Raw genomic sequence first — 22,345 nt, 5'->3', positions numbered from 1 at the left:
CTCACACCAGCCGGCTGATCGCGGGATCGTCATCGGCCAGGCGCGCGGCGACCAGAGCGCGCGCGGGCTTGCCGGTGGGCGTGCGGGGCAGCGCGCCCATGGCGTACCAGCGGCGGGGGCGCTGCGCGGGGTCGAGCCCTTCACGCGCGGCCGTCTCGAGCGCCGACCGCGAGGGCGAGCCCTCCACGACCGCCGTGACCACCGAGCCGAGCTGCGGATGCGGCGAGCCGATGACGACCAGGTCGGTCACGCCCCGCACGTCGCGCAGCACCGCCTCCACGTCCTCGGGCACCACGGTCGCGCCACCGGTCTGTATCGCGCCGTCGCCTCTGCCGCGCAGCCTGAGCACCTCGCCTGGGCGGTACGGCTCGGCCAGGTCGCCCACGCTCGTCCAGCCCTCGGCGTCGGTCGTGAGCGGGCCCGCCGCCCCCGCGAGGTATCCCTGCGCCATCCACGGCGAGCGCGCCCACACCTCGCCGCGCCTGACCTCGATCTCCACCTGGGGGAAGGGCCGCAGCCCCGAGCCGTCGGCGTCCACGGCCACGAAGGACATCTCCGTCGCGCCGTAGTACGACACGACGCGCACCCCCGCCTTCGCCGCCATGGCGCGGGAGCGCTCAGGAAGCGCCGCGCCGCCGACCACCGCCGTGCGCAGCGGCCCGCCGACCTCCTCCACCACCGCCAGGACGGCCGGCAGCCTGTGCGGCACCAGGTGGACCACGCTCGCCCGCCTGAGCTGGACGGTCAGCGTTCCTGGCGACCAGCGTCCGGGCACGATGGCCGTGGCGCCCGCCGCCAGCGCGTGCACGGCGGCGAAGCCGTACAGGGAGGAGACCAGCGGGCCCGGCACCAGCACCACGTCGTCGGGGCCGATGCCCGCCAGCTCGCTCAGGTGGGGGAAGGAGCCCGTCCACGAGTGGCGGGTGCGCACGACCGCGCGCGGTCTGCCGGTGCTGCCCGAGGTGAGACACGCCCACGCCAGGTCGTCGGGGCCTTCGCTGGGCGAGGGCGCGGGGTCGGGAGCCTCGGGCAGCGCGCTTTCGACGTGCATGCTCACCGGGACCGCGGCCGTCACCCTGGCGAACTGATCAGCCTCGCACAGCAGCGGAGTGGCGCCCGCCAGGTCGGCGGCCAGCACCGTCACCAGCTGCTCCACGGGGTCGGCCAGGCTGATCGCGACCAGTCCCTTGTCGCCCAGGCGCCGGGTGCTGACGCGCTCCCACAGCTGGGCGTAGGTGAGCGAGCCTCCGGGGCCGCACAGCGCGAGCTGATGTGGACGTTCGGTGGCGTGACGCAGGACCTGTGCGGCGACCGGCATGCTGGGCTCAACCGGCCTTGACGCGCTCGCTGTGGACGGCGGGGATCGCGTCGGGGTAGGCCCGCTGGGTGCCCCTGGCCACGACCGCGGCCAGCACCGCCTTGGCCACGTCGCCAGGCACGAACGCCAGGCTGAGCAGCGCCGCCTGCGCCAGCGGAAGCCCGGTGACCGCGGCCTGGACGGGGATGCCGAACAGGTAGATCACTCCGACGCCGCCCGCCAGGCAGGCGACGACCAGCCGTACGATGCCGGGGTTGCTGCCGCCGCGCTCCACGATCCAGCCGGTCAGGGCCGCTCCGGGCAGCCAGCCGAGCAGGAAGCCGACCGAGGGCCCGGTGAAGACGCCGAGCCCGCCGCGTCCGCCCGCCAGCAGCGGCAGACCCGCGGCGACGAGCAGGATCAGCACGGCGACCGCGAGGGCGGCGCGCCACGATCCGAGGATGGCCCCCGCCAGCATCACGCCGAACGTCTGGAGGGTGATGGGGACGGCGTTGCCGAAGACGTTGAGCGCACCGGGCAGGCCGAGCACGGCGATCAGGGCCGCGAACACGCTGATCCTGGCCAGGTCGCCGGTAGGGAACCTGCGGCGGGGGGATTCATTCGTCATGCGTCTGATCCCACACCAGGACGTCTGGGTTCAAGCATGGAGAGATCCCACAACATTCTCGGTGTTCGTCTGAGCTACACGGACGTGACAACGGTACCTGCCTCTCGAACAAGCAACAGACCCGTGTCCTCGCGGAAAGAGTCGCCGCCTCGCGTCCGGGTAGCCGCAGCCGTTCAAAGCTAGGCATCTGGAGGCAAGGTGACTGAATATCAGTCAACCGGCAACAGACCGGCATCAGAGGTAGCAGATACCGCGCGCCGTCAGGCCGCCGTGGTGACGGGCGAAGCCAGGTCACAGGCGAGCAGGGTCGCGGGGCACCTCAAGGACCGAGTCGGCAGAGAGGCCGACTCCCAGACGCACAAGGCGGCGCGGAGCATCCGCCAGTGGGCCGACGATCTCGCCTCGATGGCGGAGAGCAGCAAGCCTGACTCGCCCATGCGCTCGGCGGCTCACCAGGTGGCGAACACCGGCCAGCGGGCCGCCGACTACCTGGAGGAGCAGGGCCTGTCCGGGGTCGTGCGGGAGGTTCAGCACTTCGCCCGCACGCGTCCAGGAGTCTTCCTCGCCGGCGCCGCCGCCGTGGGATTCCTCGTCGGACGGATCATCAAGGCAGGGGCCGACGCCGCCCAGGAGGAGACGCACCGGCAGGTCAGGGATCCGTACACCGGGCCGAGCACCACAGGAGGCCCATGATGAGCGAGCCGATCGGTCGGCCCGACCGCTCGATCGGCGAGCTGGTCGGTGAGATAGGCGAGGACCTGTCGAAGCTGTTCAGGCAGGAGGTCGCCCTGGCCAGGGCGGAGATCAAGGAAGAGGCGCGCAAGGCCGCCAAGGCGGGAGGCATGTTCGGCGGCGCCGGCTTCGCCGGCGTCATGACCGCCGTCCTGCTCAGCCTGGCTCTGGTGTTCGGGCTGGCCAACGTCATGGACGCGGGCTGGGCCTCGCTGATCGTCGCGGCCCTCTGGGCCGTCGCCGGCGCGGTGCTGTACGGCAAGGGCCGCACCCTCGCGCGCGAGGTGTCCGTCAAGCCGGAGCAGACCGTCGAAACGCTCAAGGAGGATGCTCGATGGGCACGAGACCTGACGAGATAAGGCAAGAGATCAGCCAGACCCGGGCGGAGCTGACCGGCGACGTCGACAGGCTCGCCGAGCGCACCAGCCCCTCGCGGATCGCCAGGCGCCGAGCCGCCCGCGTCCGCGCGGCCGCCCGCACGTGGCGCGAGCGGGTCATGGGCGTCCCCACCCAGGCGGCGCAGACCGGCAGGCAGGCCGCCCACCAGACCGCCGAGACCGGACGGCAGGCCGCCCACCAGGTGGCGGAGACCGGACGCCAGGCGGTCGACGCCGTCGCCTCGGTTCCCGCCCAGGCGGCCCGTACGGCTCGGGGCAACCCGATGGCGGCGGGCCTCATCGCCTTCGGCGCGGGGCTGCTCGCGGCCAGCGTCATCCCCGAGACCCGCGCCGAGCGCGAGGCCGCGCGACAGGCCAGGGAGTACGTGGAGCCCATGGCCGAGTCGCTGAAGGAATCGGCCCAGCACCTGGGACAGGAGGCGAAGGAGGCCGCCCGCCAGGCCGGTGAGCAGGTCAGGCAGACCGCCGCCGAAGCCGCCCGCTCGACGGGACAGGAGGCGCGAGAGCAGGCCCAGAACGTCAGGAGGGACGGCTTCTAGACCGGTACCCCCGTGGGCGCGCTCCAGGACCCGCGCCCATGGCTCCCTCCCGCCAGACCACCCGCTCGTGATCGACCCGGAGTGCTTCATGTCAGGAACCCGCTGGAGACGGGACCTGCCGGGCGACGGGCATGTGTAGGAGGACGACGGTCAGCGGTCGAACCAGGATCTGGTCCCCGGCGCGCACAGCAGGACCAACGCCGTCGCGGGCAGGATCACGTGGGGGTTGAGCAGGTCGCCGAGGATGACGTAGCCGAGAAGGACAGGCGGCAGGACCTGGAGCCCCAGAGCCACTGCCTCCACGATGATCGCCAGGATCAGGACGGCTCTTCTTCTCGAGTGCCATCTCACCACCACGAACAGCAGCGCCGCTGTCAGCAGCAGCATCACGGCGAAGACGATGCCGACGATCGTCAGTCCGGACGGCACGCCCAGCATGAAGAACAGACCGAGGAGCCCGACGACGGCCTGGATCGCCAGCACGATCCTGGACGCGTGGGCGACCACGGGCATCCGCGAGGCGAGTTGATCAGTCACCGGCACACCATGGCACACCGAGAACGGTGGGACCAGGCTGCGGCTGCCGCCGGGGCGGGCGGCCCCGGCGAGGGGTGGATGTGGCGGGGAGGGGCTGGCGTTCAGGGGGTGGCTCAGCTGGTGGCGGCCGTGTCGTGGCGGGGCAGGGCGCCGGAGGTGTTCGCGGGGCGACCGTGAGCGGTCCGCAGGAGCAGCGCGCCGGTCAGGGCGACCAGGACGGCGGTGAGGCCGTGGACGAAGTACGCCATGACGGCCGACCCGCCGTGGCCGAGGACGAGGGCGGCGTCGCCGAACGGGATGAGGGCCATGGCGAGCATCGTCCAGCCGAGGGCGCGGCGCTGACCGGTGGCGAGGAGGGCGACGATGATGAGCCCTGATGCCAGATCCCGGACGCCCTTGACCTGGAGGAACCCGTTGTCGGACGGGATGAAGGGCAGGCCGAACCCGGCGGCGGTGGCCTGCGGCGCGAAGAGATAGCTGACGCCGATGTAGGCGATGAACAGAGCGCCGATAACGGCGAGGACGGTGGCGACGCGGTTCATGACAGACTCCTTGATTAGTTATTAGTCACTAAGTTTCATGGGCGTGCGGCGACGCCGGCGCGCCCCGATGAGGGATCAGGGGGCGAAGTCGGCCCAGACGCGATGGCTGATGGGGAAGCCGAGGGAGACGAGGGTGTTGATGAGCATGCCGTACGACATGAAGAAGGTCGTCTCGTGCGTGTCGGCGCCGAGGAGCAGGTGCATGGAGTCCCACCAGTCTTCCCACACCTTGCGGACCTCCGCGCCGAACTCGTCCTCCATGGCGGCGACCGCGACGTAGACCTGCATCTGCATGAGCAGCATGTCGCGGTCCTCGATGAAGGTCTTGTAGGCCGCGGCCATCGACATGTGCGGGTCGGCGTCGGTGCGGGCCTCCTCCAGCACGCGGCGGGTCTCCGCCAGGCAGCGGGTGGCCGCCGCCAGGAAGATGGCCTGCTTGCCGGGGAAGAGCCTGAAGAGGTACGGCTGGCTGACGCCGACGCGGCGGGCGATCGTCTCGGTCGAGGTGCCGTGGTAGCCGCCGTGCGCGAACTCGGAGATCGCGGCACGGATGACGCTCTCGCGCCGTTCCTCGGCGCTCATTCTGACCATGCGAGAAAGTTAGTGGCTAATCACTAATGGGGTCAAGTTCGGCGGAACAATCCGCGTCCAATAGTGTCCGGAGCATGAGCACTCACTTCGACGTTGTCGTCCTCGGCGCGGGGCCCGGGGGATACACGGCGGCGGTCCGCGCCGCCCAGCTCGGCCTTCGCACGGCCGTCATCGAGGAGAAGTACTGGGGCGGCGTCTGCCTGAACGTGGGCTGCATCCCCTCCAAGGCGCTGCTGCGCAACGCGGAGCTCGCGCACATCTTCACCAAGGAGGCCAAGACCTTCGGCATCAGCGGCGAGGTGAGCTTCGACTACGGAGCCGCCTTCCAGCGCAGCCGCAAGGTGGCCGACGGGCGCGTCAAGGGCGTGCACTACCTGATGAAGAAGAACTCGATCACCGAGTACAACGGTCGCGGCACCTTCGTCGACGCCAACACCATCGAGGTGAACGGCGAGAGCATCACCTTCGGCAACGCCATCATCGCCGCGGGCACCACCACCCGCCTCATCCCCGGCACCAGCCTGTCGGAGCGCGTGGTGACCTACGAGGAGCAGATCCTCACCGAGGACCTGCCCGGCAGCATCATCATCGCGGGCGCGGGCGCCATCGGCGTGGAGTTCGCCTACGTCCTGCACAACTACGGCGTCAAGGTGACGATCGTGGAGTTCCTCGACCGCGTGGTGCCCCTCGAGGACGAGGAGGTGTCGGCGGAGCTGGCCAAGCGCTACCGCAAGCTCGGCATCGACGTGCTCACCTCGACCAAGGTCGACAACATCGAGGACACCGGCGCCTCGGTGAAGGTCACGGTCTCCAAGGACGGCCAGCAGCAGGTGCTCGAGGCAGACAAGGTGCTGCAGGCCATCGGCTTCCAGCCGCGGGTGGAGGGCTACGGCCTGGAGAACACCGGCGTCAAGCTGACCGACAGGGGCGCGATCGCGGTGGACGGGCGCGGGCGCACCAACGTGCCGCACATCTACGCCATCGGCGACGTCACCGCCAAGCTGATGCTGGCCCACGCCGCCGAGTCCATGGGCATCATCGCGGCCGAGACGATCGGCGGCGCGGAGACCATGGAGCTCGACTTCCCGATGATCCCGCGCGCCACGTACTGCCAGCCGCAGATCGCCAGCTTCGGCTTCACCGAGGCGCAGGCCCGCGACCTGGGCTACGACGTGAAGGTGGTCAAGTTCCCCTTCACCGCGAACGGCAAGGCCCACGGGCTCGGCGACGCCCAGGGCTTCGTGAAGATCATCGCCGACGACACGCACGGCGAGCTGCTCGGCGCCCACCTGATCGGCCCCGAGGTCACCGAGCTGCTGCCCGAGCTGACCCTGGCCCAGCAGTGGGATCTCACCGTCCACGAGGTGGCGCGCAACGTGCACGCCCACCCGACGCTCGGTGAGGCGGTCAAGGAGGCGATCCACGGCCTCGCGGGCCACATGATCAACATGTGACGTCCGCACGCAGGCGTCCTCGGGCCCCCAGCGGCCCGAGGAGCCGACCGCTCCTGGCGCCCGCCCGCCCCGGCGGTCTGTCGTCGTCCGGCGGCTCGTGAAGCCGGTTGCTTGCGGCGCTCCGGTCCCGGCGGTCTGTCGTCGTCCGATGGCTCGTGGAACTGGTTGCTTCTTGCGGCCCGCCCGTCCCGGCGGTCTATCCTCTCCAGAGGAGGGTCGCATGGACGCACCACCTGGCTGGCGCCGCGGTGGGAATCTCCCCGCCGAGCTCGCCTCCTTCATCGGCCGCGGTGAGCATCTGCGGAGGCTCACCGAGATGCTGGCTGCCTCGCGCCTGGTCACGGTGACAGGCCCCGGAGGGGTGGGCAAGACCAGGCTGGCCGTACGGGCGGCCGGCTCCCAGCACGGTCGCTTCCCCGACGGTGTGTGGATGGCCGACCTCTCGCAGGTCCGCGACCCCGAGATGGTGCCCCACGCGCTGATCGCCGCGCTCGAGTTACAGGACCGCTCCACACGCGACAGGGTCGACTTCCTCGTCGACTTCCTGCACGACAAGGAGCTGCTGCTCGTGCTCGACACCTGCGAGCACCTCGTGGCCGAATGCTCCGAGCTGGTCGAACGGCTCCTGGGCGGCTACGGCGTGCGCGTGCTCGTCACCAGCAGGCAGCCACTCGGCCTCGACGTCGAACAGCGCCTGCCGCTCCCGCCGCTCGACGAGGCCGACGCCGTCGAGCTGTTCCTGGACAGGGCCTCGCTCGTCCAGCCCGACCTGGCGCCCGACAGGCAGACCGTCGCGCAGATCTGCCGGCACCTCGACCGCATGCCGCTGGCCATCGAGCTGGCCGCCGGACGGCTGTCGGCGCTCTCGGCCGAACAGCTCCTCTCCCTGCTGAACGACAGGTTCAGGCTCCTGCGCAGGGAGGCGCACGGCGTCGGCCCCACCCGCCACCACGCGCTGCGCGCCACGATGGGCTGGAGCCACGAGCTGTGCGAGGCCGGCGAGCGGCTGCTCTGGGCCAGGCTCGCGGTCTTCGCGGGCTCCTTCGACCTGGCCGCCGCCAAGTACGTCTGCGCCAGCGACGAGCTGCCCGAGGCCGAGGTGGCCGGCGCGCTGAGCGGGCTGGTGGACAAGTCCATCGTGACCAGGACGTCCTCCTCGGGGCGCTACCGCCTGCTCGACACCATCCGCGCCTACGGGGCCGAGCGCCTGGAGGAGCTCGGCGAGACGGCGTGGCTGTGCAGCAGGCACCGCGACTACTACCTCGACCTGGCCAGGCAGGCCGAGCGCAGCTGGTCGAAGGGGTCCAGGCAGGTCTACTGGTACCTGCGGATGGTGGTCGAGCACCCCAACGTCATGGCCAGCATGGAGCACTGCCTCGCCACGCCGCACGAGATCGAGCGCGGACTCGACCTGGCCGCCTCGCTGTGGTTCCTCTGGCACGCCTGCGGGTTCACCGGCGAGGGCGCCCACTACCTCGACCGGGCGCTGAAGGCCAGCAGGAGACCCAGCAGGGAACGGTGCAAGGCGCTGTGGGTGCGGGCCTTCGTCGCCTCCGGCCAGGGCGACATCGAAGGGGCCGAACGGCTCGCCCGGCGCTGCGCCGAGGAGGCCGCGCTCCTGGGCGACTCCGAGGCCATGACCTACGCCTCCAAGATGACCGGCCTGTGCGCCTACCTGCGCGGCGACTTCCCCAGGGCGACCGCCTACCTCGAACTGGCGGTCAAGTCGTTCAGGGCGGAGAGCGGGCTCAACCCGGGGCTGCTGCCCGCGATCGTCGAGCTGGCGCAGTGCCTGGGCGCGCAGGGCCAGCCGGAGAACGCCGAGCAGCTGCTCAGCGAGTGCCTCGACCTGTGCGAGGCGAACGGCGAGCGGTGGGTGCGCTCCTACGCGTACTGGGCGCTCGCCGACGTCCACAGGGCGCTCGGCCGTACCTCCAGGGCGATCACCTCCGCGCAGCGGGCGCTGCGCAGCAAACGGGAGTTCCACGACGTCATCGGCTCGCTGCTGGTCATGGAGACCCTGGCATGGCTGCTCACGGACGGCTCGCCCGACGCCGCCTCCGCCGAGCAGGCCGCGCTCCTGCTCGGCGCCGCCGAGGCGGGATGGCGGCGCTTCGGGCTGGAGCGGCTGTTCGGGTCCCCGCCGTTCATGGACCAGAGCGAGGAGGCGGTCAGGCGAGCGGTCGCGGTGCTGGGCGAAGGCGCCTTCCAGGAGATCGCGGACAAGGGTGCGGCCTTCGACCTGGACGAGGTGATCGCCAGGGCCGTCGCCTAGGACTGTCGGCGCCGTCTGGTTACATGTGCGGCATGGGTGTGAGCGTCGAGGAGTTCATGGCGATCGTCCTGCGGTTGCCTGAGGTGTCGCAGCACGAGAGCGCCGGCTATGTCGGGTTCAAGGTGCGCGGCAAGGGCTTCGGCTACCTGTGGGAGGAGACCGAGACCGTCGGCCTGAAGGCCACGGTCGAGGAGCAGCTCGCCCTGGTGGCCGAGCGGCCCGAGGTCTTCGAGGTCCAGTTCACGGCGGGCAGGTTCGGGTGGGTGGTGGTGAGGCTGGCGGGCATCGAGGCCGACGAGCTCGCCGAGATGGTCACCGAGGCGTGGTCCCTGTCGGCGCCCAAGAGGCTCATCGAGTCCACCCTCTGACGGCATGGGCGCTCGCTCGGCGTGGCGCTCGGGCCGTCTCGCGGCGCACCGGCCTGCGTCCTCCGCCGGGCAGCGTGATCTACTGAGGGCCGTGGACGTGATGCAGGGGTGGGACAGCGTGGCGACGCTGGTGGACGGGCGATGGATCGACAGGCGCCCGCGCCGCCCCGAGGTGGCCGATCTGCTGATCATGGAGACCAGGGTGATGCCCTGGCTGGCTCCCCAGCTCCCCCTCAAGGTCCCCGTCCCGCGCGTGGTGGACATCGAGCCGCTGGTCGTCAGGCATGAGGCCGTTCCCGGTCGGCCTGTCACGGAGTTGACGGCCGTCCACGGCAGGCAGCTGGGCGCCTTTCTCCAGGCGCTCCACGGGGCGGACGTCGCAGGAGCGGTCGAGCACGGGCTGCGGGGCGCCGAGGCCGCCCTCCAGGAGCGGCGGGCCTTTCTCGGGCGGTTCAGGGAGGTGGTCGTGCCCATGGTCACCGAGCGCGCGGAGGCGGAGGCGTTGCTCGACGCGGTCGAGGCGCTGCCCGCCGACACCGTGGTCCATGCCGATCTCGGGCCCGAGCATCTGCTGGCCGTGGGCGGCGAGCTGACCGGGGTGATCGACTTCTCCGACGCCCATGTCGGTGACCGGGCGATCGATCTGTCCTGGCTGCTGTACGGCACGCCGCCGCCGTTCGCCGAGGCGCTGGCCGAGGCCTACGCCGTGACAGGTGAGGAGCGCGGGCGCGCCCTGCTGTGGCATCGGCTGGGGCCGTGGCACGAGGTCCTCTACGGCCTGGATACCGACGACCCCTCGACCGTCGCCTCCGGCCTGGAGGGCGTGAGGGACCGCCTCACTTCGTGAGCCGGCCTGCCGGGTGCGGGCGCGGGCAAAAAGCGGATGCTCAAGGACACAACGGGCCGCTAGGGTCGGGCGGCGTGACAGCTGACCACGCCGAGGTGTTCGAGCGGTTCGGCATCCCCTCGCAGGAGTCGATCTACCCGTACGCGCCGGTCTTCACCGGGTTGATCGACGGCGTGCGCGTGGCGGTGAAACGGACCCGTGACGCCGAGGCGATGGGCCGGTGGGTGCGCAGGCTGAAGGAGCTAGGGCTGCCCGTGGTCACGCCGCTGGCGGGGCCGTACGAGATCGGCGACGATCACTGGGTGGCCTACCCCTGGGTGGAGGGCCGCGCCTACGACGGGTCGGAGCGGGACGTCGCCGCAGCGGGCGAGCTGCTCGGCCGCCTGCACGCGGCGGGCACCAAGGAGGGGCTCGAGGACTTCGGGTGGCCCGACCACGACGAGGCCTCCGTGCAGGAGGACGTCGACGGGCTCGCGCCGTACACGAGCAGGTTCGAGGAGCCGCTGCGGGCGTTCATGACCACGACGCTGCCCGCGATCCGCGACGCCGGGCTGCCGGTGGCCGAGGTCAGCATGGACTTCAAGGCGGTCAACCTCGTCTACACGGGCGAAGGGCCCGTGCTGGTCGATCCGGACAACGGCGAGCGCGCGCCCCGCCTGCTCGACCTCGCGCTGGCGGCGCTGCTGTTCCACAACGACCTGGACGGCGAGCCCGCGCGGGTGTTCACCGCCGCCGAATGGGCGAGCTTCCGCGACGGCTACCTGCGGCACGTCGAGCTCACCGAGAAGGAGCGGGAGCTGTGGCCGACGGCCCTGCTGTACATGATGCTGGAATGGGGCGTCTGGACGGTGATCAACGGCGAGTGGCACCTCGACAGGCACGCGCGCTTCCTCACCGACCTGCTCGCCCTCGATCTCGGGAGGTACGCGCTGTGAGGCTGCGCGAGTGGACGGCCGGCGACGCGGACAGGGTGCTCGAGGCCTTCAGGTCCGAGGACATGCGCGCGCAGAGCGGCGAGCCGATCCGCACGCTCGACGACGCCGTGCGCTGGATCGAGGGCTGGCAGGACAGAGGGCACGCCTTCGCGGTCGAGCTCGACGGGCTCGTCGTGGGCAACGTCGCGGTCACAGGCATCGACAGGCACGGCAACGGCTGGGTCTCCTACTGGACCACCGCGCAGGCGCGCGGCAGGGGGGTGGCGGCGCGGGCCGCGGGCCTGCTGGCCGAGTGGGCCTTCGCCGAGCGGGGGCTCTTCCGGCTGGAGCTCGGCCACCGCACCAACAACCCCGCCTCCTGCAAGGTCGCGGTCAGAGCGGGGTTCGTGGCTGAGGGGATCGAGAGGGGAAAGCTCGTCTACGACGGCGTCCGCTACGACGTCGAACGGCACGCGCGGCTGGCCACCGACTGACACGCTCCTTTACTCTCGGGCTGTGGACAGCGAGAGCCGCGCGGCGGCCGGGCTGCTGGCGGCCATGAGCAGGGCGGCGGCCATGTTCGACGAGCTGCGCCATCCGTTCGTCAGGCGCGAGCAGCTGACCTACTTCCAGCCCGCGGGGTGGACGACGGGCGTGCTGTTCACGCTGCCCGACGGGCGGACGGTGCGCTTCTCGGTGTCCTTCGCCCACTCCGAGGCGTTCTTCCACGTCAGCGGCGAGGCGCTGGTCGAGGAACGGGCGCTGGTGGAGTTACCGACGAAGAGCACGGGCAGCATCCACGAGGCGCTGGCGCTGCTCGAAGGGCACGTCGGCGAGGTCGTCTCGCCCGCCCGCCGGCTGCTCGACCAGCTGCTCGAGGAGATCACAGAGATCTGAGGCCGTGCAGCACCTCGCGCAGCACGCCCACGTCCTCGGCCGCGTGCCGTACGGTGACCAGCTGCCTTTCGCGCAGGTCGCCGAGCAGCACGCGGACCACGCCGAGCGACAGCCCCGTGGCGGAGGCGACCTCGGCGACGGATATGGGATTGCGGCAGGCGGCGAGCACCCTGAGGTACTCAGGGGTGAGACCGGCGCTGGGTGAGGGCACCCCGGTCGCCGCCACGATGGCGATCAGGTCGAAATCCTCGCCCGTCGGGCGAGTACGGCCGCGCGTCATCATGTACGGCCGGACTAACCAGTCTTCACTCATCTCGTCGCCTCCGGGAAGCGGCCAACAGTAGCAACCTCTGACCCGTCGGTGACAGTATCTGCGGGCACTCCCTACGTCGAGAAGGGAGTGCGAATGCTCATCGGGGAGCTTGCCGAGACACAGGTGTGGCTCGCCGCCCCACAGGTGGTCGAGCGAGGGGAAGAACTCGAGGAATCGGTGCAGGTCGTGCGCTACGCGCCGACGGTCGTGACCGCCGAGGTGGCGGGCGGCGCGGCGCACGTGGAACTCCGTGTGGTCGACGGCTCACTGGCGTGGTTCTGCACCTGCGGTGAGGGCCGCAGGGGCGTGTTCTGCGCGCACTGCGTGGCCACCACACTGGCAAGGCGCAGGCTGCTGGTTCAGTCGGCCTGCAGGAGAACCGACAGGTAGGCGTCGCCGCCGGCGCCGTCGGCGACCGCCTCGGTCAGCACGGCCGCGATCGCGTCGTAGGCCGTGGCATCGGCCGCGCGCAGCGGCGCGGGGTTCGACCAGATCAGCACGTGCTCGCCCGCGGGCAGCCAGGACAGGTCCGTGAGGCAGTCGTAGAGTGCGTCGAGGTTGTGCCCGAAGTAGGAGGGGAACTCCAGCGCGGAGGCGATCGCCGCCATCACCGCGTCGGAGGTGTCGAGCGTGTCGCCGCCGATCTCGTGCTCGAACCTCATCGCTTCACGTCCACGGAGACGAAGGAGCGGTAGTGGTCGGCGGTGTAGTAGAGCTCGTTCGCCTGGGCCCCCGTGACCAGGCGCCGCGCGCCCCTGTCGCGCGAGCCAGGGGTCGGCACCGTGTACTCGTGGTAGTAGCCGCGCTTCTGCTGCGGCAGCAGCCGCTCCCGGTTCTGGAACACCACGCCGTCCCTCCTGTAGGGGAAGGGGCCGTCGTTCTGGATGAGCTTCCAGGTCCTGGCCGCTTCGGGCGGGAGCGAGGAGAGCGCCTTGACGGGCATGGCCGTCGGGACGACGGCGGCTCCGCAACCCCCGATGAACGTGACGAGTACCAACAGGACCGCTGCGATGCCCCTGAAATTCACCTCATTCGGTTTACCCGGACATTTCACTGGACGAACCTTGTCTAGTTGTCAGACAATGTCCGAATGAAGAACGTCCTCGCCGCCGCCGTCCTCTGGGGAACGGCGGGCACGGCCGGCCTGCTGATCACCGCCGATCCGGTCTCCGTGGCCGCCGCCCGCCTGGTCATCGGCGGCCTCCTGCTGGCTCTGCTGGCCAGGGGCGCCCGCGTCACGCCCGCCCTGCTGCTCGGCGCGGTCGCCGTCGCCGCCTACCAGCTCTGCTTCTTCGCCGCGGTCAGCCGTACGGGGGTGGCCATCGGCACGGTGGTGGCGATCGGCAGCGGCCCGATCTTCACCGGACTGCTCTCCAGGCAGTTCTCCGCCAGATGGGCCGCCGCCACGGCCGCGGCCATCGCGGGATGCGCCGCGCTGATCGTCGGCGGCGAGGCGCAGGCGGGTGACGAGGTGCTGGTGGGCGTGCTGCTGGCGCTGCTCGGCGGGCTCATCTACGCCTTCTACGCCGTCACCGCGGCGAAGGCGATCAACGGCGGAGCCCCCTCCGACGCCGTCATGGGCATCATGTTCGGCGGCGCCGCGGTCATCATGCTCCCCGTCCTGATCCTCACAGGCCCCGGCTGGCTGGCCGAGCCGCGCGGTCTGCTCGCCGCCCTCTACCTGGGCGTCGGCACCACCGCCCTGGCCTACTTCCTGTACGGCAGGGGCCTGCGCACCACCCCCGTCGCCACCGCCGCCACCCTCGCCCTGGCCGAACCCGCGGTCGCCGCGCTGCTCGGACTCCTCGTCCTGCGTGAGACGCTGACCCCTGTGTCGTTCGGCGGGCTGGTGCTGCTCGGGGCCAGCCTCGTGGCGGTGGCCGTACCGGAGAGGAAGAAGATCAGTGTTGAGGCCGGTGTCGACGGTCAGCGCGCTCGCTGACGCGCTGCGGCAGCGGGTGCTGTCGGGTGAGATAGATCCGGGCACGTCGCTTCCCGAGCAGGAGATCGCCGCCGCCTACGGCGTCGCGCGGCCGACGGTCAGGGAGGCGCTGGCCGTCCTCGTGCACGAGGGTCTCCTCAGGCGCGAGCGCAACCGCAGCGCGTACGTCCCCGAGGTGACGACGGCGGACCTCGACGACCTCATGTTCGTCCGCAGGCCGCTGGAGCAGTTGATGGCCAGGTCGCTGGCCGGACGGCGGGTGCGGGAGGCCGACGCGGCGCTGGAGCGGATGGCCGCGCTGCCCGACGACGCCCCCTGGTCGGACGTGGTGGCCGAGCACATGGCGCTGCACCAGGCGCTGGTGGAGGCGGTGGGAAGCCCCAGGCTGCTGCGGCTGTACGGGGCGCTGGCGGCCGAGACGAGACTCGGCCTGGTACGTCTGCGCAGGGTCTACGAGGACCGCGACCAACTGGTCGCCGAGCACCGCGCCCTGCTCGACGCGATAGCCGCGGGAGACGCCCAGGCCGCCGTCCACGAACATCTCGGACATTCCTGGGGCTCGACGGCCGGCGACTAGGCGGGCGGCCTGGCGTAGAAGGCGACGTGCTCGTAGCGCCAGCCCTCGGCGATCGCCGCGTCCCTGGCGGCCGGGCCGATCACGTACCGGTGGTAGGCGCCCTTCTGCAGGCGATGGATGTCCACGAGGCCCGCCGTCGGTGACACGGAGGCGTAGAAGGCCACGCCCTCGACGGTGTAACCCCATCGCGTCACCGCGGTGTCCCGCTCGGCCGCGCTCGTGAGCAGGAGCCTGTCGCCCGTCGCGGGGTGGAGGAGACGGTGGACGGGAGCCAGCGCCCGCGCCCGGCCCGAGGAGGCGAGGAAGCCCACCCCTCGGCTGTCGTAGCCACGGGACGCGGCCCGCTCGGCCTCTCGCCTGTCCAGTGTCATCAGGACGTGACCGGTCGCCGCATGCACCAGAAAGTGGACCGGCCTGCGGAGCACCCCCTGCCTGTCCGTAGGCGTGGGGGAGGGTGAGGGAGAGGCGGTGGCCGGGGGTTCGGAGCCGCCGGAGTCCGAGTCGGGCCAGCGGAGCGCGCCGAGCGGGGGCCGGGTGCCCTCTTCCACCTCGAGCGCGGCCGCGATGTCGGCGGGCAGGGGGGCTCCCTTCTCCGCCGCCTGGCTGTCCTGGAGGACGCGGTAGTCGTCGGCGCCGGCGAAGAGCGGCTGGGCGCCCTCCAGATAGCGGCCGTGCCTCTCGTGCCCCGTCGCCTTGAAGGCCGTGAGAGTGGGGTAGCCGACCTCGCCGCCGCTCGGCTGCGCCCACGTGACCAGGTGAGGAGGGCTGGAGGGCCCGGCCCTGTGGTAGGCGTTGTGGTCCATCTGGGTGCCGGGAATCATGCCCTTCGCGCCCACCCGCCTGCCCGACGCCTGCCCGTTGGCGTCGACGGTCTCGATGACGCCGGCGCCCTGCGCCCTGGCGGCGAAGACGTTGTTCATCAGCGTCACGTCCGAGGTGTCCCAGGTCACGCCCCGGGCCAGGGCCTCCTCGCTGGGGCAGTTGTCGGCGTCGCAGCGATCGGTGTTCGGCCTGGGATCCTCGGCGACGAGGAGCGTCTGCGCGTTGTCGGCGAGGGTGTTGTTGTACACGCGCACGTGGTTGGAGCCGCTGATCTTGAGCCCGGACTGGCCGTTGCCCGTCATGAGGTTGGAGGCGATGAGCCCGCGGGCGGAGACCTCGTAGTACAGGCCGTGTTTGGCGTTGCCCTTGGCGAGGTTGCCGACGATCGTGACGTCCTCGCAGGACAGGTCGCACCAGAAACCCGTGCCGACGTTGCCCTCGAAGACGTTGTCTTTGATGATCGCCTTGCGCAGGTAGGTGGCCTTCATCCCGGCGCCCGCCAGGCTGCGTGACGACTCCAGCCCCGTTCGCTCCTGGTTGTTGCCCACGATCTTGTTGCTCTCGAAGCGCAGGCCCACCGCCCTGTAGGAGAGCACGCCGTTGGAGCCGTTGAAGGAGATCTCGTTACCGGTGATCCGCATGTTCGAGGCGTTGGCCACCACTCCGGCGGCGGCGTTCAGCGTGATGGTGTTCTCCTCGAGAACCACGCCGTCCGCCTGGCTGATGACCACAGCCGGGTGCTTGCGGTAGTCCTGGCTCGTGGCGTACTGCGCGAAGCCGATCCCGCGTACGACGGAGTTCTCGGCTCCGGCCAGGAACTGCAGCGCGTAGCGCCTGCTCGAGACCTCGACCACCTGCCCGGCGGGGTCGTTGCCGACGTACAGCCTGCCGCGAGCGCTGTCCCAGTAGAAGGTGTCCTTGCCGAGCCGGTCGTGGGCCGCCACCTGGCGAAGCGGCGCGCCGTTGTAGAAGACCATCGCGGGGTCGCCCGCCAGCTCGTTGCCCTGGACGATGTCGGGCGGGAAGACGCAGGCCCTGCCGTCCGCGCCGGGCCTGCAGATGTCAGGGTTCCAGCCGTCCAGCCGCCAGGCGGAGCCGTCGGCCACGAACGTGCCGGGCTCGACCAGCGTGCTGCCCTTGAACCACACCTCCTCACCGGGGTACGCCTCGATCGTCACCGGCTTGGCGATGCCGCCGAGCGATTCGCGGTAGTCGCCTCCGCGGAGCACGATCGTCGTCATCGCGTCGGCCTTGGCACGGCCGACCGCGGCGGCCGCGGTGCGCAGGGGGCTCTCGGCCGTTCCCGCGTTCCCGTCGTCTCCGTCCGCAGCGGACACGAAGAGCTGAATCCCAGGAGAGAGCGTCGCCGCTGACGTGCCGGAGAATCCCGACGGCGTCAATATGACGAGCAAGCTCAAGGCCACGCTGCTAAAGCGAAGCTTCATGTCACCTTCATACCGATATAGGTGGTTTGCTGCCTATGAAAGTGCTCAACCGTTCTGGATCCCGGGCGACGCTGGGCATGTCACCGTACTTTCCGCCATTCTGCGGTGTAGGTCCCTTGCGGGAAACACCCTGAACTCGCAAGAATCGCGCCCATGCACGGCAACGCAGTGCCGGACTCCTACGTGTACGTCACCGAAGAGGGCGTGACCCGCCACTACTCCGACGGGAGCGTCGAGGCGATGGCGTGGGAAGACGTCGTCGAGGTGCGGGTCGTCACCGAGTCGGAATCCGAGCTTCTCTACATTCTCCTCGACCGCGATGGGGAAGGCTGCGTCGTGCCGCGGTCCGCCACGGACGCCACCTTCCTGGCGCGACTGCGCTACCTGCCCGACTTCGACCTCGAGCGGCTGCGTGCCGCCTCGGAGGCGATCGCTGACCGGATCGTCGTGGTGTGGCGGAGCCCCGAACCCCCCGCCGCGCTGCAGGATCTGGAGTACGACTGACGCGTCTCGGCTGATCTGGATCGCGGGTCTTCTGTCAAGGGCGATCTTTGCCATAGGCGTTGATCGGCAATTTAGTCCCGTATGCCGATACCGGTGATCACCCATGGTGCTGGTGATGCGCCGTCGAATTGCCGGCCATGGTCGTGGCATCTGAGGCGGCGACCTGTCAAGACCGACTCCTATCAATCCGCGTGGCCGGATCTGGACATCCAAGTTGACTTCCGATGAACGGCAGGCGTCTTGGATTCTATGGATGATCCCGATTTGGGGGCTTTGGCTGTCAACCAGTGGGGCTAGTGGCACGTCTGTTGTGCATGGGGCGCGGTTAGTGCAGCGAGGGGCAATGGATACAGCCGTACAGAGAGCAGCGTTATCGACCGATCAGAAGGAGGGGCGGTTATGGTTCAGGCGCTACGTCCGCACCGCGATCGCGGGCGACCTCGCCTGCGTCTTCGCCGGCCTGACGACGGTGGTGGTGATCAGAAGCTTCACGGGCCAGCTCACACCCATCGAGATAGGCCTGGCCGGAGTACTCGTGGCGAGCTGGCCGGTGGTGATCGCGGCGGCAGGCGGGTACGACGAGCGCTACCTGGGTGACGCGCCCGACGAGTACCGAAGGGTCTTCCAGGCCGCCGCCGCTCTCGCCTCACTCGTGGCGATCATCGCGTACGGCACGCAGACCCCGATCGCCAGGGGCTACGTCATGGCGGGCCTCCCCCTGGCCGCCCTGGCCGACCTGTTCTTCCGCTACCGGCTGCGCAAGCGGCTGCACCAGCGCCGTTACGAGGGCGAGTGCATGCGCAGCGTCCTGGTCGTCGGTCACTGGACGGCCGTCATCGAGCTCCACCGCCAGCTGAGCAGGGAGCGCTACCACGGCATGCGGATCGTGGGCGCCTGCGTGCCTTCCCCGCTCGACCCCGAGGTGCCGCACCAGTTCGACGGCTTTCCCGTGCTGGGTGACTTCTCCCGCGTCGCCGACGTGGTGACCGAGGTGGGCGCGGACACGGTCGCGGTGCTCTCCTGCCCGGAGTTCGACGGCATCGCCCTGCGCCAGCTGGCATGGCGGCTGGAGGAACGTGACACCGACCTCTACGTGGCCTCGGCCCTCATGGAGGTGGCAGGGCCGCGCATCAACATCCGCCCTGTCGCCGGCCTGCCGTTGCTGCACGTCGACCACCCCTACCTCAAAGGCGGCCGGCAGATCGTCAAGAGCGTCTTCGACAAGGTGCTCGCCGCCTCGGCCCTTCTCCTCCTGCTGCCGGTCTTCGTGCTGGTCGCCTCCGTGATCAGGGTGAACAGCTCCGGGCCCGCGCTGTTCCGCCAGACCAGGGTCGGCAAGGACGGTAAGGAGTTCACCGTCTACAAGTTCAGGACGATGGTGAGCGACGCCGAACAGATCAAGACCGACCTGCGTGAGCTCAACGAGAGTGACGGCGTGCTCTTCAAGATTAGGAACGATCCAAGAATCACCTCCGTGGGGGCCTGGCTGCGGCGTCGCTCCGTCGACGAGCTCCCTCAGCTGTTCAACGTCATGCGCGGCGACATGTCCCTGGTGGGGCCGCGTCCTCCCTTACCCGAGGAGGTGGCCAAGTACGGCGACGACGTGCGCCGCAGGCTGCTCGTCAAGCCCGGCATCACCGGTCTGTGGCAGGTGAACGGGCGATCCGACCTCAGCTGGGAGGAGTCGGTCAGGCTCGATCTGCGCTACGTCGAGAACTGGTCGCTGATCCTGGATCTCCAGATCCTGTGGAAGACCTGGCCCGCCGTCACCCGCGGTGAGGGGGCGTACTGATGAAGGCTCTCGTCCTCGCAGGAGGATCGGGCACCCGGTTACGCCCGATCACGCACACGTCCGCCAAGCAGCTGGTCCCCGTGGCCAACAAGCCGGTGCTCCACTACGCGCTGGAGGCGATCGCCGACGCCGGCATCACCGAGGTCGGGATCGTGGTGGGCGACACGCAGGCCGAGATCGAGGCGGCGGTCGGCGACGGCACCCGATTCCACCTGTCGGTGACCTATCTCCGTCAGGCCGCGCCGCTCGGCCTCGCGCACGCGGTGCTCATCGCACGGGACTACCTCGGGGACGACGACTTCGTCATGTACCTCGGCGACAACTTCATCGTCGGCGGCATCAACGACCTGGTGTCCACGTTCAGGGCCGAGCGTCCCGCTGCGCAGATCCTTCTCACCCAGGTGGCCAACCCGCAGGAGTTCGGGGTGGCCGAACTCGACGACGGCGGGCGGGTCGTCGCTCTGGAGGAGAAGCCCTCCAGGCCGAAGAGCGATCTGGCGCTGGTCGGGGTCTACCTGTTCACCCCGGCGATCCACACAGCGGTGACCGAGCTGAAGCCGTCGTGGCGCGGGGAGCTGGAGATCACCGACGCCATCCAGTGGCTGATCGACGAGGAGTACCGGATCGAGTCCACGGTCATCTCCGGATACTGGAAGGACACGGGTAACGTCACCGACATGCTCGAAGTCAACCGCCTGGTCCTGGAGTCGCTCGAGCCGGAGGTGTCGGGAAGCGTCGACGGGGCCAGCCAGCTGATCGGGCGGGTGGTGGTCGAGAAGGGGGCGGTGGTGCGCGGGTCACGCATCGTGGGCCCCGCCATCATCGGCGCGGGCACCGAGGTGAGCGCCTCCTACATAGGCCCCTTCACCTCGATCGCGAAGGACTGCAGGATCATCGACAGCGAGATCGAGTACTCGATCGTGCTGCCTCGCGCGTCGATCTCGGGGGTCCGGCGGATCGAGGCCTCACTCATCGGGCACGACGTCGAGGTCACCCCCGCCCCTCACACCCCCCGAGCACACCGGCTCGTGCTCGGCGATCACAGCAAGGTGCAGATCAGTTCATGAGGATTCTCGTCACCGGCGGCGCCGGCTTCATCGGGTCGCACTACGTCCGCACGCTGGCGTCCGGCGGCTATCCCGCGTTCGCGGGCGCCGACGTGACCGTTCTCGACCGGCTCACGTACGCGGGCAACCTGGCCAACCTGGAGGCGGTGGCCGGCCGCTTCCGCTTCGTCCACGGCGACATCTGCGACGCGGAGCTGCTCGGGCGGACCGTTCCAGGGCACGACCTGGTGATCAACTTCGCCGCCGAGTCCCACGTGGACCGGTCGATCGAGGGGGCGGCGGAGTTCGTGCGCACGAACGTGCTGGGCACGCAGACCCTGCTGCAGGCCTGTCTCGACGCCGGAACAGCGAAGTTCGTGCAGGTCTCGACCGACGAGGTCTACGGCTCGATCGAGACGGGTTCCTGGACGGAGGAGGCGCCCGTACGGCCCCGCTCGCCGTACGCCGCCTCGAAGGCGGGCGGCGACCTGATCGCCCGCGCCTACGCCATCACGCACGGCCTGCCGGTCTGCGTCACCAGGTGCGGCAACAACTACGGCCCCTACCAGTACCCGGAGAAGATCATCCCGCTCTTCACGACGAATCTGCTGGAGGGGCGGAACGTCCCCCTCTACGGTGACGGCGAGAACGTGCGCGACTGGGTCCACGTCGCCGACCACTGCGCGGGGATCCAGCTCGTCGCCGAGCGGGGCGAGGCCGGCGAGACCTACCACATCGCGGGCACGGCCGAGCTGACCAACAGGGAGCTCACCGATCGCCTGCTGCGCGCCTGTGGAGCGGACTGGGAGCGGGTGGAGCACGTCGAGGACCGCAAGGGCCACGACCGCCGCTACTCGCTCGACGACGGCAAACTGCGCGCCATGGGCTACCGGCCCGCCGTCGGCTTCGACGAGGGCATCGCCGAGACGGTCCGCTGGTACGCCGACAACCCCTCCTGGTGGAAGCCGCTCAGGGCGGGCGGATGAGCACCTGGATGGTGACAGGCTCCACGGGCCAGCTGGGCGCCGAACTCGTGGCGCTGCTGGAAGCCGAGGGAGAGCGGGTCGTCCCCCCTGGGCGGCGCGTCCTCGACCTGTCCGACGAGGGCTCGGTGCGCGACCTGGTGGCCAGGGTGAAGCCGTCCGTTGTGGTCAACTGCGCGGCGTGGACGGCGGTGGACGACGCCGAAGCGCAGGAGGAACGCGCCCACCAGGTCAACGCGGCGGGCCCGCGTGCCCTCGCCCTCGCGTGCCGCGAGGCGGGCGCCCGCCTCATCCACCTGTCCACCGACTACGTCTTCTCGGGGACGGCGACGACGCCCTACCCCGAGGACGCGCCCACCGCGCCGCTCAACGCCTACGGACGCACCAAGCTCTCAGGCGAACGCGCGGTGCTCGACCTGCTGCCCGACAGCGGCTACATCGTCAGGACGGCCTGGCTGTACGGCAGGTCCGGCGCCAACTTCGTCAAGACCATGGCGCGTCTGGCCGCCGAACGCGAGACCGTGCAGGTGGTCGACGATCAGCACGGGCAGCCGACCTCGGCGGCCGACCTCGCCCGGCACCTCCTCCTGCTCGCCCGGTCGCAGGCGCCCCCCGGCATCTACCACGGGACGAACGCGGGACAGGCCACCTGGCACGGACTCGCCCGCGAGGTCTTCACCCTGCTGGGCGCCGACCCCGACCGGGTGATCCCCGTGGCCACCTCGGCCTTTCCCCGCCCCGCGCCCAGACCCGCCTACGGGGTCCTGGGCCACGCCCGGTGGGCGGCGGCCGGGCTGCCCGCGCCACGGGACTGGCGGACGGCCCTGCGCGCGGCGTGGCCGGCCCTCCAGAGCTGAGGCGGCGCACGCGGCGTGGCCGGACCTCAAGGGTTGAGGCGGCGC

General features: G+C 70.4%; 27 protein-coding genes. 18 read left to right on the top strand and 9 right to left on the bottom strand.

Annotated features, from left to right (window positions below):
* Position 1 precedes the first annotated feature (1 nt).
* Positions 2-1,318 carry an AMP-binding protein gene (locus tag ABFX50_RS12430; protein ID WP_346146006.1) on the bottom strand — a complete coding sequence of 439 codons (1,317 nt, stop codon included), beginning with the start codon at positions 1,316-1,318 and terminating at the stop codon, positions 2-4.
* Between the two features lie 7 nt (positions 1,319-1,325).
* Positions 1,326-1,925: a biotin transporter BioY gene (locus tag ABFX50_RS12425; protein WP_346146004.1), complete on the bottom strand. Its 600-nt coding sequence runs from the start codon at positions 1,923-1,925 to the stop codon at positions 1,326-1,328.
* Between the two features lie 273 nt (positions 1,926-2,198).
* On the opposite strand from ABFX50_RS12425, the gene ABFX50_RS12420 reads away from it, so the two are divergent.
* From ABFX50_RS12420 to ABFX50_RS12410, 3 genes are read left to right on the top strand one after another with little or no spacing between them, the layout of a single operon-like run.
* On the top strand, positions 2,199-2,618 hold the full coding sequence (locus ABFX50_RS12420; RefSeq protein ID WP_346146002.1) for a hypothetical protein: 420 nt from the start codon (positions 2,199-2,201) through the stop codon (positions 2,616-2,618).
* Positions 2,618-3,016, top strand: a complete 399-nt coding sequence (locus ABFX50_RS12415; protein ID WP_246452064.1) for a phage holin family protein — start codon at positions 2,618-2,620, stop codon at positions 3,014-3,016. Before ABFX50_RS12420 ends, ABFX50_RS12415 begins: the two co-directional genes overlap by 1 nt.
* Complete coding sequence (locus tag ABFX50_RS12410) at positions 2,992-3,594, top strand: DUF3618 domain-containing protein (RefSeq protein ID WP_346145999.1); 603 nt, start codon at positions 2,992-2,994, stop codon at positions 3,592-3,594. Before ABFX50_RS12415 ends, ABFX50_RS12410 begins: the two co-directional genes overlap by 25 nt.
* Positions 3,595-3,744: 150 nt before the next feature.
* Here ABFX50_RS12410 and ABFX50_RS12405 read toward each other — a convergent pair whose 3' ends face one another.
* From ABFX50_RS12405 to ABFX50_RS12395, 3 genes are all read right to left on the bottom strand, one after another.
* A complete protein-coding gene (locus ABFX50_RS12405) occupies positions 3,745-4,131 on the bottom strand; it encodes a hypothetical protein (protein WP_346145997.1) in 387 nt (128 codons plus the stop codon).
* A gap of 113 nt (positions 4,132-4,244) precedes the next feature.
* Positions 4,245-4,673 (bottom strand): DUF4267 domain-containing protein, encoded by a 429-nt coding sequence (locus ABFX50_RS12400; RefSeq protein ID WP_346145995.1) that lies wholly within the window; start codon positions 4,671-4,673, stop codon positions 4,245-4,247.
* Between the two features lie 75 nt (positions 4,674-4,748).
* The gene (locus ABFX50_RS12395; protein WP_346145993.1) at positions 4,749-5,264 is read right to left on the bottom strand and encodes a TetR/AcrR family transcriptional regulator; all 516 of its coding nucleotides are present in this window, start codon (positions 5,262-5,264) and stop codon (positions 4,749-4,751) included.
* A 74-nt stretch (positions 5,265-5,338) separates the two neighbouring features.
* Between ABFX50_RS12395 and lpdA the strand changes: the two genes are divergently transcribed.
* The 7 genes from lpdA (at position 5,339) to ABFX50_RS12360 (ending at position 12,019) form a co-directional block, all read left to right on the top strand.
* Positions 5,339-6,718, top strand: coding sequence for a dihydrolipoyl dehydrogenase (lpdA, locus tag ABFX50_RS12390; RefSeq protein WP_183651916.1), 1,380 nt, complete (start codon positions 5,339-5,341; stop codon positions 6,716-6,718).
* Positions 6,719-6,938: 220 nt separating this feature from the next.
* Positions 6,939-8,993, top strand: a complete 2,055-nt coding sequence (locus ABFX50_RS12385; protein ID WP_346145991.1) for an ATP-binding protein — start codon at positions 6,939-6,941, stop codon at positions 8,991-8,993.
* Positions 8,994-9,025: 32 nt separating this feature from the next.
* Entirely contained in the window at positions 9,026-9,361 is a 336-nt protein-coding gene (locus ABFX50_RS12380; RefSeq protein ID WP_183651910.1) for an MmcQ/YjbR family DNA-binding protein, read from the top strand.
* Between the two features lie 100 nt (positions 9,362-9,461).
* Positions 9,462-10,208, top strand: a complete 747-nt coding sequence (locus ABFX50_RS12375; protein WP_346146450.1) for a phosphotransferase — start codon at positions 9,462-9,464, stop codon at positions 10,206-10,208.
* 74 nt (positions 10,209-10,282) lie between these two features.
* Positions 10,283-11,143, top strand: a complete 861-nt coding sequence (locus ABFX50_RS12370; protein ID WP_346145989.1) for a phosphotransferase — start codon at positions 10,283-10,285, stop codon at positions 11,141-11,143.
* Positions 11,140-11,616, top strand: coding sequence for a GNAT family N-acetyltransferase (locus tag ABFX50_RS12365; RefSeq protein WP_346145987.1), 477 nt, complete (start codon positions 11,140-11,142; stop codon positions 11,614-11,616). The genes ABFX50_RS12370 and ABFX50_RS12365 overlap by 4 nt, the downstream gene beginning before the upstream one ends.
* 22 nt (positions 11,617-11,638) lie before the next feature.
* On the top strand, positions 11,639-12,019 hold the full coding sequence (locus ABFX50_RS12360) for a hypothetical protein (protein ID WP_183651904.1): 381 nt from the start codon (positions 11,639-11,641) through the stop codon (positions 12,017-12,019).
* Here the strand turns inward: ABFX50_RS12360 and ABFX50_RS12355 are convergent.
* A complete protein-coding gene (locus ABFX50_RS12355; protein WP_183651901.1) occupies positions 12,006-12,332 on the bottom strand; it encodes a DUF742 domain-containing protein in 327 nt (108 codons plus the stop codon). The two genes, ABFX50_RS12360 and ABFX50_RS12355, sit on opposite strands and share 14 nt — an antisense overlap.
* A gap of 93 nt (positions 12,333-12,425) precedes the next feature.
* Here ABFX50_RS12355 and ABFX50_RS12350 point away from each other — a divergent pair, with 93 nt between their 5' ends.
* Positions 12,426-12,722, top strand: coding sequence for a hypothetical protein (locus tag ABFX50_RS12350; protein WP_346145984.1), 297 nt, complete (start codon positions 12,426-12,428; stop codon positions 12,720-12,722).
* Here ABFX50_RS12350 and ABFX50_RS12345 read toward each other — a convergent pair.
* Positions 12,692-12,994: a barstar family protein gene (locus tag ABFX50_RS12345; protein ID WP_183651894.1), complete on the bottom strand. Its 303-nt coding sequence runs from the start codon at positions 12,992-12,994 to the stop codon at positions 12,692-12,694. The two genes, ABFX50_RS12350 and ABFX50_RS12345, sit on opposite strands and share 31 nt — an antisense overlap.
* Positions 12,991-13,359 carry a guanyl-specific ribonuclease gene (locus ABFX50_RS12340; protein WP_346145982.1) on the bottom strand — a complete coding sequence of 123 codons (369 nt, stop codon included), beginning with the start codon at positions 13,357-13,359 and terminating at the stop codon, positions 12,991-12,993. The genes ABFX50_RS12345 and ABFX50_RS12340 overlap by 4 nt, the downstream gene beginning before the upstream one ends.
* Before the next feature lie 63 nt (positions 13,360-13,422).
* Between ABFX50_RS12340 and ABFX50_RS12335 the strand changes: the two genes are divergently transcribed.
* Together ABFX50_RS12335 and ABFX50_RS12330 are read left to right on the top strand one after the other, a co-directional pair.
* Positions 13,423-14,274: a DMT family transporter gene (locus tag ABFX50_RS12335; protein ID WP_346145980.1), complete on the top strand. Its 852-nt coding sequence runs from the start codon at positions 13,423-13,425 to the stop codon at positions 14,272-14,274.
* Entirely contained in the window at positions 14,249-14,851 is a 603-nt protein-coding gene (locus ABFX50_RS12330; protein ID WP_346145978.1) for a GntR family transcriptional regulator, read from the top strand. Before ABFX50_RS12335 ends, ABFX50_RS12330 begins: the two co-directional genes overlap by 26 nt.
* On the opposite strand, the gene ABFX50_RS12325 is transcribed toward ABFX50_RS12330, so the two are convergent.
* Positions 14,848-17,010, bottom strand: a complete 2,163-nt coding sequence (locus ABFX50_RS12325; protein ID WP_346145976.1) for a right-handed parallel beta-helix repeat-containing protein — start codon at positions 17,008-17,010, stop codon at positions 14,848-14,850. The genes ABFX50_RS12330 and ABFX50_RS12325 overlap by 4 nt on opposite strands.
* A gap of 261 nt (positions 17,011-17,271) precedes the next feature.
* Here ABFX50_RS12325 and ABFX50_RS12320 point away from each other — a divergent pair, with 261 nt between their 5' ends.
* The 5 genes from ABFX50_RS12320 to rfbD all read left to right on the top strand — a co-directional run bounded on the left by ABFX50_RS12320 (position 17,272) and on the right by rfbD (position 22,300).
* Positions 17,272-17,622, top strand: a complete 351-nt coding sequence (locus ABFX50_RS12320; RefSeq protein WP_346145974.1) for a hypothetical protein — start codon at positions 17,272-17,274, stop codon at positions 17,620-17,622.
* A gap of 343 nt (positions 17,623-17,965) precedes the next feature.
* Entirely contained in the window at positions 17,966-19,414 is a 1,449-nt protein-coding gene (locus tag ABFX50_RS12315; protein WP_346145972.1) for a sugar transferase, read from the top strand.
* A complete protein-coding gene (locus ABFX50_RS12310) occupies positions 19,414-20,481 on the top strand; it encodes a glucose-1-phosphate thymidylyltransferase (protein ID WP_346145970.1) in 1,068 nt (355 codons plus the stop codon). Before ABFX50_RS12315 ends, ABFX50_RS12310 begins: the two co-directional genes overlap by 1 nt.
* Positions 20,478-21,446 (top strand): dTDP-glucose 4,6-dehydratase, encoded by a 969-nt coding sequence (rfbB, locus tag ABFX50_RS12305; protein WP_346145969.1) that lies wholly within the window; start codon positions 20,478-20,480, stop codon positions 21,444-21,446. The genes ABFX50_RS12310 and rfbB overlap by 4 nt, the downstream gene beginning before the upstream one ends.
* Positions 21,443-22,300, top strand: coding sequence for a dTDP-4-dehydrorhamnose reductase (gene rfbD, locus ABFX50_RS12300; protein ID WP_346145967.1), 858 nt, complete (start codon positions 21,443-21,445; stop codon positions 22,298-22,300). The genes rfbB and rfbD overlap by 4 nt, the downstream gene beginning before the upstream one ends.
* Positions 22,301-22,345: the final 45 nt, after the last annotated feature.

It is taken from the genome of Nonomuraea recticatena (genome assembly GCF_039533245.1).
Lineage (GTDB): Bacteria > Actinomycetota > Actinomycetes > Streptosporangiales > Streptosporangiaceae > Nonomuraea > Nonomuraea roseola.
The sequence above is the reverse complement of the archived record's forward strand: the minus strand, read 5'-3'. Positions and strand labels throughout refer to the sequence as shown.

Bases quoted from the DNA above. Each gene is read 5' to 3' on its own strand.
- ABFX50_RS12430 (WP_346146006.1), bottom strand. From the start codon at position 1,318: ATGCCGGTCGCCGCACAGGTCCTGCGTCACGCCACCGAACGTCCACAT.
- ABFX50_RS12425 (WP_346146004.1), bottom strand. From the start codon at position 1,925: ATGACGAATGAATCCCCCCGCCGCAGGTTCCCTACCGGCGACCTGGCC.
- ABFX50_RS12415 (WP_246452064.1), top strand. From the start codon at position 2,618: ATGAGCGAGCCGATCGGTCGGCCCGACCGCTCGATCGGCGAGCTGGTC.
- ABFX50_RS12410 (WP_346145999.1), top strand. From the start codon at position 2,992: ATGGGCACGAGACCTGACGAGATAAGGCAAGAGATCAGCCAGACCCGG.
- ABFX50_RS12400 (WP_346145995.1), bottom strand. From the start codon at position 4,673: ATGAACCGCGTCGCCACCGTCCTCGCCGTTATCGGCGCTCTGTTCATC.
- ABFX50_RS12395 (WP_346145993.1), bottom strand. From the start codon at position 5,264: ATGGTCAGAATGAGCGCCGAGGAACGGCGCGAGAGCGTCATCCGTGCC.
- lpdA (WP_183651916.1), top strand. From the start codon at position 5,339: ATGAGCACTCACTTCGACGTTGTCGTCCTCGGCGCGGGGCCCGGGGGA.
- ABFX50_RS12385 (WP_346145991.1), top strand. From the start codon at position 6,939: ATGGACGCACCACCTGGCTGGCGCCGCGGTGGGAATCTCCCCGCCGAG.
- ABFX50_RS12380 (WP_183651910.1), top strand. From the start codon at position 9,026: ATGGGTGTGAGCGTCGAGGAGTTCATGGCGATCGTCCTGCGGTTGCCT.
- ABFX50_RS12375 (WP_346146450.1), top strand. From the start codon at position 9,462: ATGCAGGGGTGGGACAGCGTGGCGACGCTGGTGGACGGGCGATGGATC.
- ABFX50_RS12355 (WP_183651901.1), bottom strand. From the start codon at position 12,332: ATGAGTGAAGACTGGTTAGTCCGGCCGTACATGATGACGCGCGGCCGT.
- ABFX50_RS12350 (WP_346145984.1), top strand. From the start codon at position 12,426: ATGCTCATCGGGGAGCTTGCCGAGACACAGGTGTGGCTCGCCGCCCCA.
- ABFX50_RS12345 (WP_183651894.1), bottom strand. From the start codon at position 12,994: ATGAGGTTCGAGCACGAGATCGGCGGCGACACGCTCGACACCTCCGAC.
- ABFX50_RS12335 (WP_346145980.1), top strand. From the start codon at position 13,423: ATGAAGAACGTCCTCGCCGCCGCCGTCCTCTGGGGAACGGCGGGCACG.
- ABFX50_RS12320 (WP_346145974.1), top strand. From the start codon at position 17,272: ATGCACGGCAACGCAGTGCCGGACTCCTACGTGTACGTCACCGAAGAG.
- ABFX50_RS12315 (WP_346145972.1), top strand. From the start codon at position 17,966: ATGGATACAGCCGTACAGAGAGCAGCGTTATCGACCGATCAGAAGGAG.
- ABFX50_RS12310 (WP_346145970.1), top strand. From the start codon at position 19,414: ATGAAGGCTCTCGTCCTCGCAGGAGGATCGGGCACCCGGTTACGCCCG.
- rfbB (WP_346145969.1), top strand. From the start codon at position 20,478: ATGAGGATTCTCGTCACCGGCGGCGCCGGCTTCATCGGGTCGCACTAC.
- rfbD (WP_346145967.1), top strand. From the start codon at position 21,443: ATGAGCACCTGGATGGTGACAGGCTCCACGGGCCAGCTGGGCGCCGAA.